The organism is Candidatus Nanosynbacter sp. TM7-074, from assembly GCF_041006295.1.
Taxonomy (GTDB): Bacteria; Patescibacteriota; Saccharimonadia; order Saccharimonadales; family Saccharimonadaceae; genus Nanosynbacter.
This window is the reverse complement of the sequence record NZ_CP158487.1, coordinates 288,142-305,997: the sequence shown is the minus strand read 5'-3', so window position 1 is coordinate 305,997 and position 17,856 is coordinate 288,142. Positions and strand designations below refer to the sequence as shown.

General features: G+C 44.1%; 13 protein-coding genes and 1 tRNA gene. 7 read left to right on the top strand and 7 right to left on the bottom strand.

What is annotated here, in order from left to right:
- The first annotated feature begins 149 nt into the window (after positions 1–149).
- Positions 150–1,583, top strand: coding sequence for a cysteine--tRNA ligase (gene cysS / locus TM074_RS01580; RefSeq protein ID WP_369000639.1), 1,434 nt, complete (start codon positions 150–152; stop codon positions 1,581–1,583).
- A gap of 41 nt (positions 1,584–1,624) precedes the next feature.
- Here the strand turns inward: cysS and TM074_RS01575 are convergent, their stop codons facing one another.
- The 3 genes from TM074_RS01575 to TM074_RS01565 are packed head-to-tail and all read right to left on the bottom strand — an operon-like array spanning position 1,625 to position 4,735.
- Entirely contained in the window at positions 1,625–2,758 is a 1,134-nt protein-coding gene (locus TM074_RS01575) for an AI-2E family transporter (RefSeq protein WP_369000638.1), read from the bottom strand.
- Between the two features lie 2 nt (positions 2,759–2,760).
- A complete protein-coding gene (locus TM074_RS01570; protein WP_369000637.1) occupies positions 2,761–3,993 on the bottom strand; it encodes an ABC transporter permease in 1,233 nt (410 codons plus the stop codon).
- Positions 3,986–4,735 carry an ABC transporter ATP-binding protein gene (locus tag TM074_RS01565; protein ID WP_369000636.1) on the bottom strand — a complete coding sequence of 250 codons (750 nt, stop codon included), beginning with the start codon at positions 4,733–4,735 and terminating at the stop codon, positions 3,986–3,988. The genes TM074_RS01570 and TM074_RS01565 overlap by 8 nt, the downstream gene beginning before the upstream one ends.
- 75 nt (positions 4,736–4,810) lie before the next feature.
- Here TM074_RS01565 and rppA point away from each other — a divergent pair, with 75 nt between their 5' ends.
- The 3 genes from rppA (at position 4,811) to TM074_RS01550 (ending at position 6,962) form a co-directional block, all read left to right on the top strand.
- The gene (gene rppA / locus TM074_RS01560) at positions 4,811–5,479 is read left to right on the top strand and encodes a two-component system response regulator RppA (protein WP_369000635.1); all 669 of its coding nucleotides are present in this window, start codon (positions 4,811–4,813) and stop codon (positions 5,477–5,479) included.
- Positions 5,476–6,426 carry a sensor histidine kinase gene (locus TM074_RS01555; RefSeq protein WP_369000634.1) on the top strand — a complete coding sequence of 317 codons (951 nt, stop codon included), beginning with the start codon at positions 5,476–5,478 and terminating at the stop codon, positions 6,424–6,426. The genes rppA and TM074_RS01555 overlap by 4 nt, the downstream gene beginning before the upstream one ends.
- A 77-nt stretch (positions 6,427–6,503) precedes the next feature.
- Positions 6,504–6,962: a GreA/GreB family elongation factor gene (locus TM074_RS01550; RefSeq protein ID WP_369000633.1), complete on the top strand. Its 459-nt coding sequence runs from the start codon at positions 6,504–6,506 to the stop codon at positions 6,960–6,962.
- A 112-nt stretch (positions 6,963–7,074) separates the two neighbouring features.
- Here the strand turns inward: TM074_RS01550 and TM074_RS01545 are convergent, their stop codons facing one another.
- Positions 7,075–7,740, bottom strand: coding sequence for a DUF2268 domain-containing putative Zn-dependent protease (locus tag TM074_RS01545; protein ID WP_369000632.1), 666 nt, complete (start codon positions 7,738–7,740; stop codon positions 7,075–7,077).
- Between the two features lie 388 nt (positions 7,741–8,128).
- Between TM074_RS01545 and TM074_RS01540 the strand changes: the two genes are divergently transcribed.
- Entirely contained in the window at positions 8,129–9,877 is a 1,749-nt protein-coding gene (locus tag TM074_RS01540; RefSeq protein WP_369000631.1) for a DUF262 domain-containing protein, read from the top strand.
- A gap of 47 nt (positions 9,878–9,924) precedes the next feature.
- Here TM074_RS01540 and TM074_RS01535 read toward each other — a convergent pair.
- A tRNA-Gln gene (locus TM074_RS01535) sits at positions 9,925–9,999 on the bottom strand.
- A gap of 73 nt (positions 10,000–10,072) precedes the next feature.
- Between TM074_RS01535 and TM074_RS01530 the strand changes: the two genes are divergently transcribed.
- Entirely contained in the window at positions 10,073–11,389 is a 1,317-nt protein-coding gene (locus tag TM074_RS01530) for a class I SAM-dependent RNA methyltransferase (protein ID WP_369000630.1), read from the top strand.
- A gap of 185 nt (positions 11,390–11,574) precedes the next feature.
- Here the strand turns inward: TM074_RS01530 and TM074_RS01525 are convergent, their stop codons facing one another.
- Positions 11,575–13,890 (bottom strand): HAD-IC family P-type ATPase, encoded by a 2,316-nt coding sequence (locus TM074_RS01525; RefSeq protein ID WP_369000629.1) that lies wholly within the window; start codon positions 13,888–13,890, stop codon positions 11,575–11,577.
- On the bottom strand, positions 13,890–14,378 hold the full coding sequence (locus tag TM074_RS01520; RefSeq protein ID WP_369000628.1) for a hypothetical protein: 489 nt from the start codon (positions 14,376–14,378) through the stop codon (positions 13,890–13,892). The genes TM074_RS01525 and TM074_RS01520 overlap by 1 nt, the downstream gene beginning before the upstream one ends.
- A gap of 86 nt (positions 14,379–14,464) precedes the next feature.
- Here TM074_RS01520 and TM074_RS01515 point away from each other — a divergent pair, with 86 nt between their 5' ends.
- Complete coding sequence (locus TM074_RS01515) at positions 14,465–17,764, top strand: ATP-dependent helicase (RefSeq protein WP_369000627.1); 3,300 nt, start codon at positions 14,465–14,467, stop codon at positions 17,762–17,764.
- The last annotated feature ends 92 nt before the right edge of the window (positions 17,765–17,856 follow it).

Here is a 17,856-nt window from a genome sequence, read left to right as displayed (position 1 = left end):
CGGTGATATCGAACTGATATCACAATCGGCATCTAATCTTATATCTTCATCTGCTTGTCGCTATTCCTTGAAATTGTTATCAAGCCCCATCCGGGGTTATTTTTATATCAATTTTGAAAAAGCCACCAGAGTGACGTACAATAGAACTAATGATAAAACTCTATAACACGCTCACTAGAAAAAAAGACGAATTGAAGGCGCTTGACAGAGAAGCAGTCAAGATCTACACCTGCGGGCTGACGGTGTATTCGCAGCCGCACATTGGCAACTGGGTTGGCTATATCTATTGGGATGTACTAGTTCGCTTATTGCGCTGGCAAAATATCTCAGTGATTCGCACGCAAAATATCACCGACGTTGGACATTTGACTAGCGATGATGATAATGGCGAGGACAAGATGGAGAAGGGGGCGCGCCGCGAGGGTAAGACTGCATGGGACGTGGCAGAAAGATATATTTCTATAGCCAACCGCGAGGCTTACGACGTGTTGAAGCTGGTGCGGCCCGACCATTTAGTGCGGGCAACAGACTATATCCAGCAGCAAATCGACTTTGCCAAGGGACTAGACGGAAAGGGATTTTTGTATAAAATTGACGGCGACGGCATGTATTTTGATACGTCCCTTTTGAAGGATTACGGAAAATTGGCGCGGCTAGATATAGCAGGACTGGAGGCGGGCGCGCGGGTCAGCGTCGAGGGCAAGCGCAGCATCACCGACTTCGCCGTCTGGAAATTCTCACCGACCAACGCCAAGCGCGATATGGAGTGGAACAGTCCATGGGGCATCGGTTTTCCGGGCTGGCATTTGGAGTGTTCGACGATTGCTCGAGAGACGCTGGGTTATACAATCGACATTCACACTGGTGGCATCGACCATATTCCGGTGCATCACACCAACGAAATTGCCCAAAGCGAAAGCCTGACTGGAAAACAATTTTCTCGAATTTGGCTACATAATAATCACATAAAAGTCGACGGCCGCAAGATGAGTAAGTCGCTAGGTAACATTATCACTCTCAGTGACATCACCGCCCGCGGCTTCAGCCCGATGGCCTTCAAGCTAGCGATTCTTAGCAAGCATTACCAAACTGAGGGCAATTTCACCTGGGATATTTTAGAGGCAGCCCAGGCGCGACTAGATCATTGGCGCGGCTATGCGGCGCTGCGACACCAGACGCACGACACGCTGGATGATGATGACGAGAAGGATGAGCAGGAAGGTACCGTGTCGCTGTTGGCGGCGCGGCAGGCGCTGGTTGAAAAGTTGAATGATAACTTGGATACGCCAGGGGCGTTGGCGCTGATCGACGAGGCGTTTTCACGACTAGATCACGCGCCGTTAGAAAAAATCCATCGCGGCGGTTTGTTGCAATTGATTGAAATTATTGACGAGGTTTTGGGCTTGGATTTGGCGGAATCGACCCCTGACATCACTGACGATTTGAAAAGATTGATCATCCAGCGACGCAGCGCCCGTACCGAGAAAGATTGGCAGGAGTCTGACCGCATTCGCGATGAACTACTAGCGGCCGGTATCACCATTCGCGACACGCCAAGCGGCAGCATTTGGGCATGGAAATAGCCCACTGAATCCAACGGGCTATACTTTCATTCTGGATTTAATTAACTTTCGTTTTTCAATTTCTTCATTAATTTATTCAGCGGTTTTTCACTCTCAATACGATTTAGTCGAGCCTGTTCCAAATAATTCTCCAGCAACACCCTAACTACGCCAGCCGTCGGAATGGCAATCAAGCTTCCCAAAAGCCCGCCAACATAGAGACCGATTGTCACTGACGACAACACCATCAGCGCCGATAGTTCTAATTTCTTTGACTGAATTGACGGTGCGATGAAATTGTTCTCAATCTGCTGATAGACGATGAAATATATGGCATAGATCACGCCAGCGGTGACGTTATTGAAGAATAGCAGTAGCGAAATCAGTAGCCCAGCCAGAGTGGCGCCAAACATTGGGATAAGCGTCAACACGAACGTAACCATGACGGTCAACATTGCCAAGTTTGAATCAATAGCCGGAAATGCCAGACTGAGCACGAACACCACAAATCCTGACAGTATCGCGTCAATTCCAGAAACTGTTAATTGCCCAGAGACGTAGCCCGTAACCACGTTATACATGCGCCCAACCAGTTTTTTATGTCGCTCCATTTTTTCCTGGTCGTTATAAAGACCCCATAGGCGCTTCATCCACATCGGTCCCTCCAGCAACATCAAGAATGACAGGACTAGCACCAAGAATAACGACCCCAGAAACGCCGCCAATGAACCTACGCTTGAGATCAAGCTAGTACCAGCGCTAGCAGCCCAAGACGAAGCCTGCTGCCTCAGGTTATTTAACGTCGCGTCAACCTGCGGACGTAAGCCATTTTTATCAATTAACTCATTAAAGCCATGCCACTGTGAGCCAGTTTGGTCAATCAAGCTCGGTACACTTTCAACAAATTTGGCGGATTGCTGGACGATTGGCGGTACCACAAACCACGCCACACATCCTAATAGAAGCACCAATGTCGTATAAGCCAGAGCCGTGCCACCCAATCGACTTTTACCTGGTAGTTTTTTAGCAATCGCCGCCACGGGACGATTCAGAGCTAATGCCAAGAATAAGGAAATCCCCAACAAGATAAGCGCGTCCTTTGCGGAGTAAATTGCTAGGCCGGCCAGGCCAAAACCCATTACCACTAACCAAAACCGCACGAACGTTTTTGTGTCTATCTCAATACGTACTTTCATATCTAAACCTTACCAGCTTTCCTTTTCATCCGCAATGTTGATAGCGATAATTTATTATCATACGACATAGCACCGTAACGGAAGACACGCACCGATAGCCACATGACAAACACTGCCGTAACGACCAAAATTGTCGCGCCCAGCAATGCTTCCCAGACTGGCAAATTGCCGACTGCATTTCTTAACAATAATGGAATTGGCGCAGTAAACGGAAATAGCGATAGGAACTTAACAAAGAACGAGTCAGGGAACGATACAAAAACTGTAATACCATAAAGTGGTCCAACAAATAGCATCATCACCAAGCCAAACCATTGGCTCGCCTCCTTAGCGGTCGGCATCATTGCACCCAAAGTAACCAGCATACCCGTAAACAGCATGAAGCTGGCTGAGAAAATTACTATCGCCAAGCTAATCCTCACAGGATCAAATACAAGTACGCTCAAATCCATATTCGGCAATTGTAGCTTTGACCCAAACGCCAGGTATCCCGCCACGACAGGCAAAACAACTATCGATATCTGAATCAAAGCCAGCACCATCAGTGATAATATTTTTCCTGTAATTAACGTGTCGGTTTTAACCGTCGTCAGCAACATCTCTACTGTGCGATTTTCTTTTTCTTCAGTAGTACTGGTTAGCATTTGATTGCCAAAGAAGCTAATCAGCATGAACAAAATCACTAGGAATAGTCCTGGCGCTATCATTTCATTAATGCCGCCATGCTCCTTACCATCAAGATAAGTAGTTGATGATAATTGGACTTTGTTTTGAAGAATAGTGACTTCTGCTGGACTAATGTTATTAGTTACCGATTTACTCAGCAGGCTCTGCGCCACTGCACCATATTTACCGTTCTGGAACAGACCGACATCTTTACCGTAAACTTCAACTTTTTGCTGGCTTATGTCTTTTGGAAAATAGATATAAGCATCTACTTTGTTATTTTTTACGTCATTAATGCCAGATTCTTTTGATTGAGCTGGCTTAGCCTTAACTGCTGCGAGTAGCTCTGAAGATATTAACTTTGAATCGTCGGTAATTTCTAATGAAAATTCTTGTTTATCCAATTCTTTTGAGGCCTGAATTGTCGTATTCTGCGACCAGAACATGATACCGTAAAGCACCGCTATCATCAGAGGAAACCCCAATGCCATCAGCCAAAAAGTTGGCTTTTTCAAAGCTCGGATCGTCTCAAATTTGAAGACCGTACCTAAATTATGCATTTTACTCATCACCTAACTCCTTATCTTCGCCACCATACACTTTGACAAAAATATCGTCCATTGAAGCACCACCGAACTGCTTTTTCACCTCTGCCAGCGTGCCGTACGCCGCTGCTTGACCGTCCTTTAATAAAATCAGTCGATCGCACAATTGCTCGACCTCTTCCATTTGATGCGTGACGTAAATAATTGTCGTGCCAGCTTTTCGCTGCTCTTCAATAATATTCATCAACAACCGACGATTCACCGGATCAAAACCCTTGGTCGGCTCATCCATAATCAGCAATTCTGGGTCGCCCATAATTGTTACACCCAGCTGAATTTTTTGCTGTTGCCCGCCGGAAAGCTTATCCAGTCGCATACCAGCTTTATCAGTCAAATCAACGCGCTTCAGAAAATTCAGAGAAAACTCCTTCGCCTCGTCGCGGCTTAGGCCTTTCAGCTGGCCGAAATAAATCATCACATCCAGCACTTTTTCCTTTTTATACAGCCCGCGCTCTTCCGGCAAATAACCAAGGTTAATCTGACTATCCACCGCATACGGCTTACCGTCAATCAGCAGCTCGCCCGCCGTCGGCTCGTATAGCCCCAGCAGCGCCCTGAGCGTCGTGGTTTTCCCCGAACCATTGCTACCGAGAAAGCCAAACACTTCGCCCTGGAAAACGTCAAAGCTCAAATCTTTAATAACTGTTTTATCGCCAAATTTCATCTTAAAATGACGAATTTCAACAATTTTTTTCCTATCCGGCATGTACTCTCCTTTTCTTTGAAGAAAATTATAGCACCATCCCGCCCGAGCTGCCAAATGGCGTATAATAGTTAATATATGCGGCTGCTAGTTATCGAAGACGAACGAAAAATCACCCGAGCCATCGCCAAGGCGCTCAAGCGCGAGACGTACGCTGTTGACGCCGTGCACGACGGGGAAGAGGGCTTTAATTTGGCGGACAGCCAGCCGTACGATTTACTGATTGTCGATCGAATGCTGCCGGGCATGGAGGGCGCGGAAATTGTTAAAAATTTGCGTAAAAACGGTAAAAACATGCCGATTTTATTCCTCACAGCCCTGGGCACTACCGAGGATAAAACCTTCGGGCTGGACACGGGTGCGGATGATTACTTGGTTAAGCCGTTCGCTATCGACGAGCTGCTGGCGCGAGTCCGAGCCTTACTGCGCCGGCCGCCAATTCAGCAGCCAGATGTTCTAAAAATTGCCGATTTGACGATTGATAAGCAGCAGCAAACCGTGATGCGCGCTGGAAAAACTATCGACTTGACCAGTAAAGAATACGCGCTGCTGGAATATTTAATGCAGCACCCGAACCAGATTCTCAGCAAGGAAACGCTAATCGACCATGTTTGGGATTTTGATGCCGATATTTTACCGAACAATGTCGAAGCGTACATAAAAAACTTGCGCCAAAAAATCGATAAGCCGTTCAAAAAACAATTGATAAAAACCGTCCGCGGCTTCGGTTACCGGATTGAAGCATGAAAATTTTTACCTCGGCAACTATCAAATTGGCGGGCTGGTATTTACTGATTTTAATGCTCGTCAGCCTGCTGTTTAGCAGCATTATTTTTCAAGTGGCGCGCTCGGAAGTTGACGCACAAATCCATAAAATTATCATTCAGCGCGGCAACGATTTTCCTAGCATTGACTTGTCGGAACGAATGGATATTTCGACGCGCAATCTGCTGATTAGCTTGGGCTATATCAATTTCATCGTGCTGCTGGCGGGCGGCGCTTGCTCGTATTTATTAGCGAGGATTACGCTGCGGCCGATTGAGGCGACGCATAAAGCCCAGTCGCGGTTCGTCTCCAACGCCAGCCATCAGCTGCGCACGCCGCTGGCAATTATGAAAGCAGAGACCGAACTGGCGCTGAAAAACCCGAAGACGCCGCGAACGGAACTAACAGAAACGCTGGAAAGCAATTTGGAGGAAATTAACAAATTGACCGAGTTGACCGCCATGCTCTTGGAACTGTCGCGGACAGAGAACAGGCTGGCGCTGGAAGATAAAAGCTTCGACTTGGCGGAATTAATATCAGAGCTGATTGGTGAAAGAAGGGCAGCGGATCGTGTTGAAGTAAACTGTCCAGAGCGCGTTAATATTTATTTGCACCACACCGCAACGCGAGAATTATTCGCAATTTTACTCGATAATTCACTAAAACACAGTCCGAAAAATTCACCAATAAAGATCAGCATTTTACCTTCAAGGCAGAATATCATCGTTCGCTTCCGTAATGATGGCGCGATTTCCCAGCAGAATCTGCCGCACGTGTTTGAGCAATTTTTCCGCGGCAACCAGCGGACGAAAGGCTATGGGTTGGGGCTGCCGCTGGCGGAACAATTGACCAGAGCTTTAGGCGGACAAATCTCTGTTACCACCATAAAAGGCTCAACAGTTTTTACCATTTCTTTGCCAATTGTTTAGATTTTCAGCTAATTTTCAGAATCGGATGTTGTAATGGGATTATTGATTGGTTGGATTGCCGGTCTGAAAGGGGAAGTATGAGTACAACATTTTTAAGTAAAAAAGGCTTTAAGGAATTACAAAAAGAAATTTCTGGACTAGAGATTTCAGAAAAGGCACTTATGGTAGAGCTAAAGGAAATCGGACGCGCCAAGTCACGCGACGACAAGCTTCATCGTAACGACGTCATTACGCAACTAGAAAATATCCAATCAAAAATCTTTACGAAAAAAGATATTTTGCGTCACGCCAAGCCACTACCAAGGAAGCGCGATCGCCTAAAAATTGCTATCGGCTCGGTCGTGGATTTGATGGATCAGCAGGGAAAAATCTTCCGTTATACACTGGTTCACAGCCTAGAAGCCAACCCTCTGGACGGGCGAATTTCCGTGGATAGTCCGCTGGGAAAAAGCTTGCTAAATCACAAGAAATCCGAAACTGTTTCCTGGAAAAATGGCTTGACGACTAAGCAGCTACAAGTCGTCAAAATTAGTTAATCTCAATTGTCCACCACGACAGTTTAGTCCTCACTAACGAGTGGGGACTTTTTACATAAGGTAATAGGCTAATTTAGAAGAACCCGATCTATTTATTGACGAGTTTGTAAATTTATAGGATAAAATCCTTGTAACTTGCCAAAGTCGCCTGTGCGATAGTCTGACTAGTTTGATGTAGGTATTGCTTCACAAAGCAATACCCAAGTTTATACCCCGCCCAGCGCGGCAAAATATCATCGCCGGTGAAAAATATTTTGGTATAATCGTAAACCTTGTCTTCAAAATTGCCTTGTAGTGCGGCAATTATCTTGTCAATTTCAGCTTGAGAAGTTTTCTGCATTTCTCTCAAGAAAAATTGTTGGTTTCGCCGTCCGAGTTTAATCATCACTTCCTCTTCTAGCGCGACCGCCAAGCCCTCCAAAATCATCCCATCAAACATAGTTTCGGCATATTCAGGCAGTTTTTCCCAACGCAGCGAATGCGACATTTCGTGGCAAATCGTTTCAAAAATAAAATCCTCGCTAACCCCGTGCTGGCTTTTATCAACAGAAATCATAATCAAGCGCGAATGAAGCGTTTTACCAGCGATTCCGTCCTCGGCGATAGTTGGCAGCATAAACGAAGGTGTAGTGATAATTACATCAACTTCGTAATCAAACTGCGCGAACTCGCTCGAAACAAAAGTCTCGGCTTGTTGCGCTGTATTTTTGAATATGGCAATTTCGGCATCGGTGAAAGTTTGGTTGGCGTTAGCGATGTGTAGGTGGAGTTTGCTCATGGTTTTACTATACTGCAATAACATAAGTATTACTATAGGGGCAACGCTATTTATTAAGTGCAATATTTAAATGGAAATCACTAAAATCTCAGCAGCGACCTTCGGCGGGTCGGGGTGCAAGCAACCAGCCGAGCAGGGCTTTGCCCTGATTTATCTTTCAATGCTGTGTCATAGTCTGGAAATAGGTTCGAGCAAACTCGTAAAAGTGAGCCAAATTTGAACATGTATGGGATATCGCTCTTTTGGGCGATTTTTTGTTTTTATATTAAATTTCAGAAACGGAATAAAATACTATTAGAAATATAAAGCAATAAGCCGATGCTGCGGCATGCTATAATTACACTAAGAATATTCACAAATTTAGCGACAAAAATAAACGGGGGATATTATGTCAAAATTAAACGTAGACCAGAAAAGCATCTATGAGCTTTTATCGGATAGGAAAGCGGACTACATAATACCAGATTACCAGCGTCCATATGCATGGGGCGAGGATAGCTGCCAAACTCTCTGGGATGATATATTTTCTTTCGCGATACCAGATAATGATGCTACAAAATTCGACACAAGCGATGAATATTTTCTTGGTTCAATTGTGACTTTTGAAAACGACAAGAAGCAGCAAGAAGTAATTGATGGCCAGCAACGTCTGACCACATTTATGCTTCTTCTCCGAGCTTTTTATGACCGCTTCACGAAAATGCAAGATCAAGATTCAAAAGACTTTTCCGAGCGTATTGCCAGCTGTATATGGAAAACAAACGAAATGGGAAAACCAGATAAGGAGCACCTAAAAATAGACTCTGTTGTCGCCACAGACAAAGACAAAGACGAGTTCTTATCAATTCTAAAAACTGGCAATGTAACCAGCAGCCAGACTAGTCGCTACGCCAACAACTTCCGGTTCTTCCTTAAAAAAGTTGACGATTTCATCAATGATTTTCCGAAATTTGCCGAAAAACTTCCTGCTCGCATCTTAAATAACTGCATTCTTATGCCAATCGAAGCCGAATCTCAAGATACCGCTCTTCGCATATTCTCAACGTTGAACGATAGAGGTCTCCCACTTTCAGATTCCGATATTTTTAAAGCTCAATTCTATCAATATTACAAACAGAAAAGTGAAGACGACAGAGATGAGTTTATTAAAGATTGGAAAAAACTCGAGGAAACATGTGAAAAAATCTTTCACCCAATCACTGGCACGCCAATGGACGATTTATTTACGAGATACATGTATTTCATTCGCGCCAAGCGAGACAACAATAAGTCCACCACGACCGAATCGCTCAGAAAATTTTATGAGCGCGATAAATATTCCGTACTTAAACAAGATGACACTTTTGAAAATCTTAAAGATCTTGCTCAATTCTGGGAAGATATTACCGATCAAAATTCTGAACGTTTCAGTTTGGATGTTTTAAAGAAGCTGTTCATATTAAACTACGCGCCAAATAGTATGTGGAATTATTTCATATCTGTTTACTATTTAGCAAATCGCACCGAAGACGGAAAATTGGATGATAAAGATTTTAAGATGTTTCTCGGTCGCACAATTGCATTCATATTGGGATACGCAATAATACACCCAGGCGTAAACGCATTAAGAACGCCTATTTTTGCTGAGATGCTGAATATAGTTAATCTAAATGAAGTTACATTCTCAGACTTCAAATTTGACAAAGAACAGACACGCAGTACGATTCTTATTTATGATTTCAAGAACGGCAGACCAATCACCAAGTCCATGCTGGCGCTTCGTATGATGCTCGATGAAAAACAGCCATTACCAAAACTCTCTCAGCAGTTTGACATTGAGCATATCTATCCCCGAAAGCGACAGGAGAACGAAAAAGGATTAGTGAGCGATCGGCAAATTGACCTCCTTGGCAATAAATCTCTTTTAGAAAAACGAGTTAATATTCGCGCATCCGACTATAGATTCGAAGATAAAATTAAATACTACCAGGGTTTTGACAACAGTAGAGGACAGCGCATAGGCGGAACAGAAAATCTTGAGCTCAAGAATATAAGCAACGTTTATAAAAAATTCGGAGAAAAAGAAATTGTCGAGAGAACTAATTTGTTTATTGACGATTTTATGAATTTACTAGATAAAAATGGCTTGATTGCTTAAAAACAAAAAATCGCCCAAAAGAGCGATAATTTACACCTGTTCAAATTTGGCTGGGACGGCAGGATTCGAACCTGCGAATGCTGGGACCAAAACCCAGTGCCTTACCACTTGGCGACGTCCCAATATAGCCAGGACCATGATGATTATAACACGCTGGCCAGAAAAAATCCACAAGTCCTGGTATAATACACTCTAATGGGAAAACAAATTTTTGAGACTTTAAGACTAGAGAAAATCGTTGGTGGCGGCCAGACGCTTGGCGCTCTGAATGATGGACGCAAGGCGTTCGTTTGGGGCGGGCTACCTGGCGAATTGGTGAAGCTTCGTATAACTAAGAAAAAATCGCACTTCGTCGAAGGCGTGGTGACAGAAGTTCTTGAAAAAAGTCCAGAGCGAATTATGCCGCGAGACGAGAATAGCTATCTCAGTACTAGCCCTTGGCAAATCATGCCGCTCTCCAGCGAACAGACATATAAAGCGAATTTAATCGAAGAAGCTTTCCGACTTCATGGCGTTACATTACCAGAGAAAATTGACGTATTTACTGACGGCGTAGAATTTAACTATCGTAATAAGGTCGAGTTTAGCTGGTTTGGCGATAAGACAGATGACGGCACGAGAGAAACTTTAGATTTGGCATTTTTCAAGCGAGGTAGCAAGGGTAAAGTCGTTGTCGAAGGGACTAGTCTGGCTCATCCAAAAATCAACAAATTGGCAATTGAAATCCGCAACCTCCTCCGAACCAAACCAGTTACCGCCCGCCAATTAAAAACCCTCTTGATCCGCACAGACCAACAAGGAAACGCCGTCTGGCAATTGTACGTAAAAGACCGACTTACAGACCTCATTTCCAAAGAAGAGGCAGCCCAACTGTCAGCCAAAGGCGGCGAGATAATCTATTCTGACCCAAAAAGCCCAGATAGTCGAGTCACTGAGCGCCTGAATAAATTTGGCGACACAACACTAGCCGACACAATTTTGGGCGTCACCTTTAATTATACCTGTGAAGGATTTTTCCAAGTCAATATTCCGATTTACGAGAAGGCCCTAAGCGATATGCGTGCTTGGATAGACCATGAGAATAATTTACCAACCCTCGACCTTTATTCTGGAGTTGGTACAATTGGGCTGACAATTGGCGGCGATGATATTACACTGGTCGAAATCAACGAACATGCCGTTTCGGAAATGCAAAGAAATATCACCAAATTAAACCGAGTAAACGCCAAAGCAATTTTAGCGCCAAGCGAAAAATCTCTGGAATATATAACAGGCGAGCAGATCGTAATTGTTGACCCGCCGCGCGCTGGGCTGCACGCAGATGTCGTTCGGAGACTATTGGAAACTACGCCGCCACGAATTGCTTACCTGAGCTGCAATCCAGCCACTCAGGCACGAGACGTCAGTCTACTTCAGGAAAAATACGAAATCATGCATCATCAAGGCTACAATTTCTTCCCGAGGACGCCGCACATTGAGCATTTGGTGATACTTGATAGAAAAGTAAATTAAGAATACAGAACATTGACAAAATGTAAAATATTTGGTATATTAATAGAATGCTTTATAGTGATCCAACCGCAAGAGAATATATAGACTATACAGATACAGAAACCGCGCTCACCCCAGAAATAGCTTCAGGGGTAATAGGAGAAGTGGCAGTCAGAGCTTTAACCCTAAAGGCTATATTGAATAATTTACCCGACAGAAGTGGAGATTCTTTGTCCGACACGTCGAGCGAGGAATAATTGCGCCAACGCCGCAAGAATAATCGCACCAATCGCCGGCCACATGATAAATAAATTAGGCACCGTAAAGTCGAAGAAATCTCTCAAGAAACCAAAGCCGAAGCTACCTGCCGCCACAACAACCACCGACAATAAGTATAATAATCGGGCGCGTTTGGCGGCTTTATCTATGGCAACATCAAGCATGATTCCCACCAAAAATACTAAATAGACACCAAAGAACGTTGCCGTCAACACCGTCATTGTTGCAACTTCAGTGGCGTGACCAGGGAAGACTGCGGACATAATCCAATAGGTAAAGGCTACCGTTAAGCCAGTTAGTAGCGCAATCGGCAATACCGCCAGCAATGTATCACGCCAAAAACGCTTAGGATTTATGCGGTGTTTCGGCACGGGCGGGAAAAGCGTCCACATAAGCGTCGGCATAGTCACCAGAAAAATGTTCATAAACGTAATATGTCGCGGCGAATATGGATAGTTCATATTGATCAGAATTGTTGTAAGAAGGAGCGTTACGCCGTAAATAATTTTATGGAAAAAGAGGATAGCAATTACTTCAATCGCCTGCATAATTTGATTGCCCAGCTTCATTCCCATAGGCAGAGACGTAAAGGAATTGTTAAGCAAAATAATATCAGAAACCCGCCGCGAAGCTGGAGCGCCAGCGTACATCGCCACGCCAAGGTCTGCCTTTTTTAGCGCCAGCGCGTCATTAACGCCATCACCAACCATGCCGGTAAATTTGCCTGATTGCTGAAACCTGGCAATTAAACGCTCTTTCTGATCAGGTAGAACACGAGCAAAAATCGTATAAGTATCAGCAGCTTCATTAAATTCGTCTTCGCTTAGCTTCGCCAAATCAGCTCCTAAAACCACTTTTTCTGGATGCTTAATGCCAGCTTCACGTGCGATATATTGAACCGTGCGCGGGTTGTCACCAGAAATTACTCGGATAGTTACACCTTGGCGCTGCAAAAAATCTACCGTCTCAACCACACCATGACGCAGAGAATTACGTAAAACAACCGCGCCAATAGCCACACCAGAGCCCTCTTTTAAATCTTTTATTTTGGTTTTTTCGTCCGCAAATTCCGCCATCATCAATACGCGCAGACCTTTATCCGCCCAATCATTCAATTTCTTTCGAGTCTCCTTATCAACGGGCGCCAACTTCGACACAAACTCCGGCGCACCCATTATTAAGGTTCGCACCGTGCCGTTGACCCTAGCCCTCACACCCGCCATTTTACGCGCAGACGAAAACGCCATAACATCAACTATTTCCGTATCCTTTGGCGGGGCAGCTTCTGCTAGAATAGCACGGCCAGTAATATTCCCGCCACTAGTTTCATGAGCAATTAAAGCCGCAAAGCTAGCCACATCCGAGCTCGAAAAATCATCTCCAAACGATGAGACTTTTTCCAGTGACACTTCATCGCTGGTCAGAGTGCCAGTCTTATCCACCGCCAGCAAATTCAGCAGCGCCATCGCTTCAATTGCCGACAACTTCTGCGGCAAGACTTTTGCTTGAGCTAACCGTAATGAGCCAAACGCCAGCAGTAATGAGCTTGCCAATAATAAACCCTCTGGTACAACCGTAACCGCCGCTGAAGTAATTGTCTTTAAAATAATAACCACATTATCGCCGGAGAAATAATAAACTATAGCAATTAACAGAGATAAGATAATTGCGCCATATGTCAAGAAATATATTGCTCGCCAGATCGCTAGCTGCAGAGGTGTCAATTCTGGTTTATAACGCCTCAAAACTTGGCTAATGGCACCAGCCTTCGTGTCGTTACCAACAGCAATTACTCGCGCCATGCCTTCACCAGCCAGAACAGTTGTCGCCGCCAATACAACATCGCCATTCTTCTTTTCGATCGAAGCCGACTCTCCAGTCAGCATACTCTCATTCAATTCCAAACCCTTTGACTCAATAACTTTCGCATCAGCCGGCAGCTCATCACCAGCCTGAATAAGAATTTCATTGTCAATCTTCAGATCCTCATAGCCCACTTCAACTACGTTTCCATCTCTCAACAATCTAGCCTTCGGCGCGCTCATCAGCTCTAATTGACGCAAAACTCGCTTAGCTCTAAGTTCTTGGACAATACCAATTGTCGAGTTTACGACAATCACCACGGAGATAAACCAAGCATCGCGATACTCACGCACATACACCAGTGCACCAGCAAGCAAAAAAATAACCACGACAATAGGAGATAGCAAATTTCGCTTAATAATATCCAGATAATCACGCATTAGCTTGTCTGTATCCTTATGTAGCGGAAGCGTGCGCCCACCCTCCAATTGCCATATGCATCAGAATCAAATTGATATATCTCACCATTTTTTACTTCAGAAATAAGCACCAGAGCAGGATTATATGGCGCCAAAGTTTTATAAAAGTGCAAATCTTCATCAGTTACATGCTTGCGCCCAGGAAAAACCTCACGAAATTTTTTCTTACCAATATCCGTAAAATATCGCGGCTGCCCCTTCGGCGGTAAAAATAGCTCCGCCCGCATACCCATTCGTGAAATTATCTTTTTAACATCAGATAAGATTAACGGCGAGGTCGCTTCCAGATACAGCATCAACTGTTTTTTATTAGTTAAAAAAACTGAGGCTTTGGCAGTACGACTAACATCAGCATGCCATAAAATAATCGATTGAATATCGACAGTAAAACCAAATTTTTCCTTGGCGATTCGTTCTAGCGCCAGCTCGTCGTATGTCGCTTGGTTCATAGATAATATTTTACCATTTTTTCATGAGGTACGCGAGGCGAGAATATTATTAAAAATAGAATTTATCAACATGATAAAATAGGACTATGGATTTCAATACTCGCTACGCAAAGTTAAATGATAATCAGCGCCAAGCTGTTGATTATATCCACGGCTCACTTCTGGTGATTGCTGGGCCAGGAACAGGCAAAACCGAGCTGCTGAGCATGCGCACCGCTCAAATCCTTAGACAGACCGACACTTTACCAAATAGTATTTTATGTTTAACCTTTACTGAAAGTGGCGCCACCAACATGCGCCAACGCCTTCGTCAGATTATTGGCGAGGATGCATATAAAATTGCCATCCATACATTTCATAGCTTTGGCACAGAAATTATCAATCAACATCGAGAATATTTTTTCCGTGGCGCCGACGCTCAGCCTGTCGACGAGTTAACACAGTACCAAATTATCTCTGGAATTCTTGAAAATCTTGATTGGCGAAATCCATTAAGTGTGAAAAATAGCGGGGAGTTTGTTTATATAAAAGAACTAATTCGAGTTATTTCAGAATTCAAACAAAGCGGCTTAACTCCAGCAGAGCTAAAGACAATTATTGCGGATAATCAGCGCATTATAGATGAAATTGCGCCAGACATTCAGCAAATATTCGCCACCAAAATATCTAAAAAAACCATAGAATTATTTGCGCCGCTGGCTGAAAAAATCGCCAAGTCAATTGGTAAAAATCCCGAAAAAGAAAATTCTAATTTACCATCCTCCATCACTCCATACGCCAATGTTTTAGCGCTTAGCGTCGCGCACGCCGCTCAGGAGGCAATTGACACCAACTCCACCAAGCCGCTGACTGCTTGGAAAAATAAATGGTGCGAGAAAAATGCTAAAGGCGAATTTATCCTGAAAGACTCGGCAGCCGCCGATAAATTATCCGCTGTCGTTGATGTTTATGAAAAGTATATAGAGGTCCTAAGTGATCGCTCACTGTTTGATTATGACGACATGATCCTATCAGTTATTCAAGCCTGCGAAAAACACCCCGAATTGCGCGCCAACCTCCAAGAGCAATTCCAATTCATCATGGTCGATGAATTCCAGGACACCAACTTAGCGCAACTACGTTTGTTATTTAATTTAACTAGCGACAACGACGACAATCCAAATATCATGGCCGTCGGTGATGATGATCAAGCGATTTTCAGTTTCCAAGGTGCGGATGTGGGTAATATCCAGCGTTTCCGCCAACATTATCACGATCCAAAAATTATCGTTCTAACGGATAACTATCGCTCGGCTGAAAATATTTTAACGTCAGCGCGACAAGTAATCACCCAAGGCTCAGATCGACTAGAAAATACCATTGATGGACTATCCAAGCAGCTGACAGCGCACGCAGACAGCCAAGGATCGCGTGTTGAAGTCCAAGAATTCTCTTCTACCAGCGAAGAACGAGCAGGAGTGGCTAAGCAAATTGCCCAACTAATCCAAAGCGGCGAAAAACCAGAAAATATCACAGTCATTGCGCGCCATCACAAAGAATTAATCGAGATACTTCCGTATCTTTATAGAGAAAATATTGCGGTTAATTACGAGCGACACGACGACATTTTAGAACAAGACGTTATCCAGATTTTAGATAAGCTAGCGCGAGTCATCGTGGCAATTCATCAAAATGATCTGAGCCTAGCCAATAGCCTCCTTCCAGAGATTATCGCTCATCCAGCGTTCGGTTTTTCAACGTCAGACATCTGGAAATTGAGTCTTCACGCTTACAAAAATCGCCAATTATGGCTGGAAAGTATGCTGGCGAATAGCACATTTAAGGAATTTGGCGAGTGGCTACTAGACCGCGCCAAGGACGTACCAAATCTACCACTAGAAGAGCATTTGGATAATCTATTGGGGCTGACCATCGACAGTGAAAATAACAATCCTTCAATTATTTCTATCGCCAGCTTTTATTTCCCACCAGAAAAGCTAGAGAAAAACCCTGATACATATTTAACGACCTTAGAGAGTTTGCGCACTCTACGCCAAAAACTCCGCGACCGAATTACCGATAAAAATCCAACCTTGGAAGATTTTCTGGAGTTTATAGATCTTCACATATCAACCAAAACCCGCCTAACACAAATCTGGCCACACGCCAGTTCAATCCGCGGCGCCATTAACCTAATGACCGCCCACAAGTCCAAAGGGCTAGAATTCCCACATGTCTTTGTTGTCGGGGCAATTGACAGTGCTTGGGGAGAGAAGGTTCGTACGCGTAGTCGACTAATCCGCTATCCCGCAAATCTCCAACTTCAGCCAGCTGGAGCCACCTACGATGAACGACTTCGTCTGTTCTTCGTGGCGATGACCCGCGCCAAAAACACCTTGACGATGACTTACTCGCAGACCAACGATTCCGGCAGCGACACAATAATTGCCAGTTTCTTGACCAATTGCACGCCAACTATTATTCCCGCTATCGAAAATTCGACAGAACAGATTGAAATTGCCAAAACCAGTTGGTCGGAACGTCTGACTTCACCGATTATTCCAGAGCTAAAAGACTTACTAACACCAAACCTAGAAACCTACAAACTCTCGGTAACACATCTTAATAATTTCCTCGACGTTTCGCGCGGCGGGCCACAGAATTTCTTATTGAACAATTTGCTTCATTTTCCAGCCGCTAAGAACTCTGCCGCAGCCTATGGAACCGCGATTCACAACAGCCTTCAACAAACGCACTGCTTATTTAACGCCAATCACCAATTGCCAAGCACTGAACAAATCCTCCAATTCTTCCAAAAATCCCTCGAGAGCCAACATTTGCCAGCGGACGATTTTCAATTATATCTAGACAAAGGTCAGTCAGCCTTAACTACATTCATAAACACCAAGGCCTCTGATTTCCACGACACAGACTTGGCGGAATTGGACTTTTCTAATCAAGGCGTAATCATAGGAGAAACCAAATTAACTGGTAAGCTTGACGTCGTCGACATTGATAAGCAAAATAAAACTATATTCGTAACAGATTATAAAACTGGTAAACCATCTCATTCCTGGAAAGGCTCGGCTGATTACGAGAAAATCAAACTTCATAAATATCGTCAGCAATTGATGTTTTATCAGCTACTGGTCGAGCACTCACGCGATTATGGCAATTTCACGTTTACCGGTGGGCGGCTACAATTTGTCGAGCCAGACATGAAAACTGGCGATATTCTCAGCTTGGAAGATACATTCTCCAGAGAAGAGTTGGCTGAATTTACGCAACTAATTGAGATTATTTGGCGAAAAATCACCACATTAGATTTGCCGGACATTTCTGACTATTCGGCGGATTATAAGGGAATGCTACAATTCGAAAACGACCTTCTGGCAGGGGAAATATAAAAATATTCTGGTATATTGTTGCATTTTTTTATAGTTAGTGTTATTATAATAAACGCTTTATTGGTAGAGCCGACTCTTAAGGTTGTGCTCAC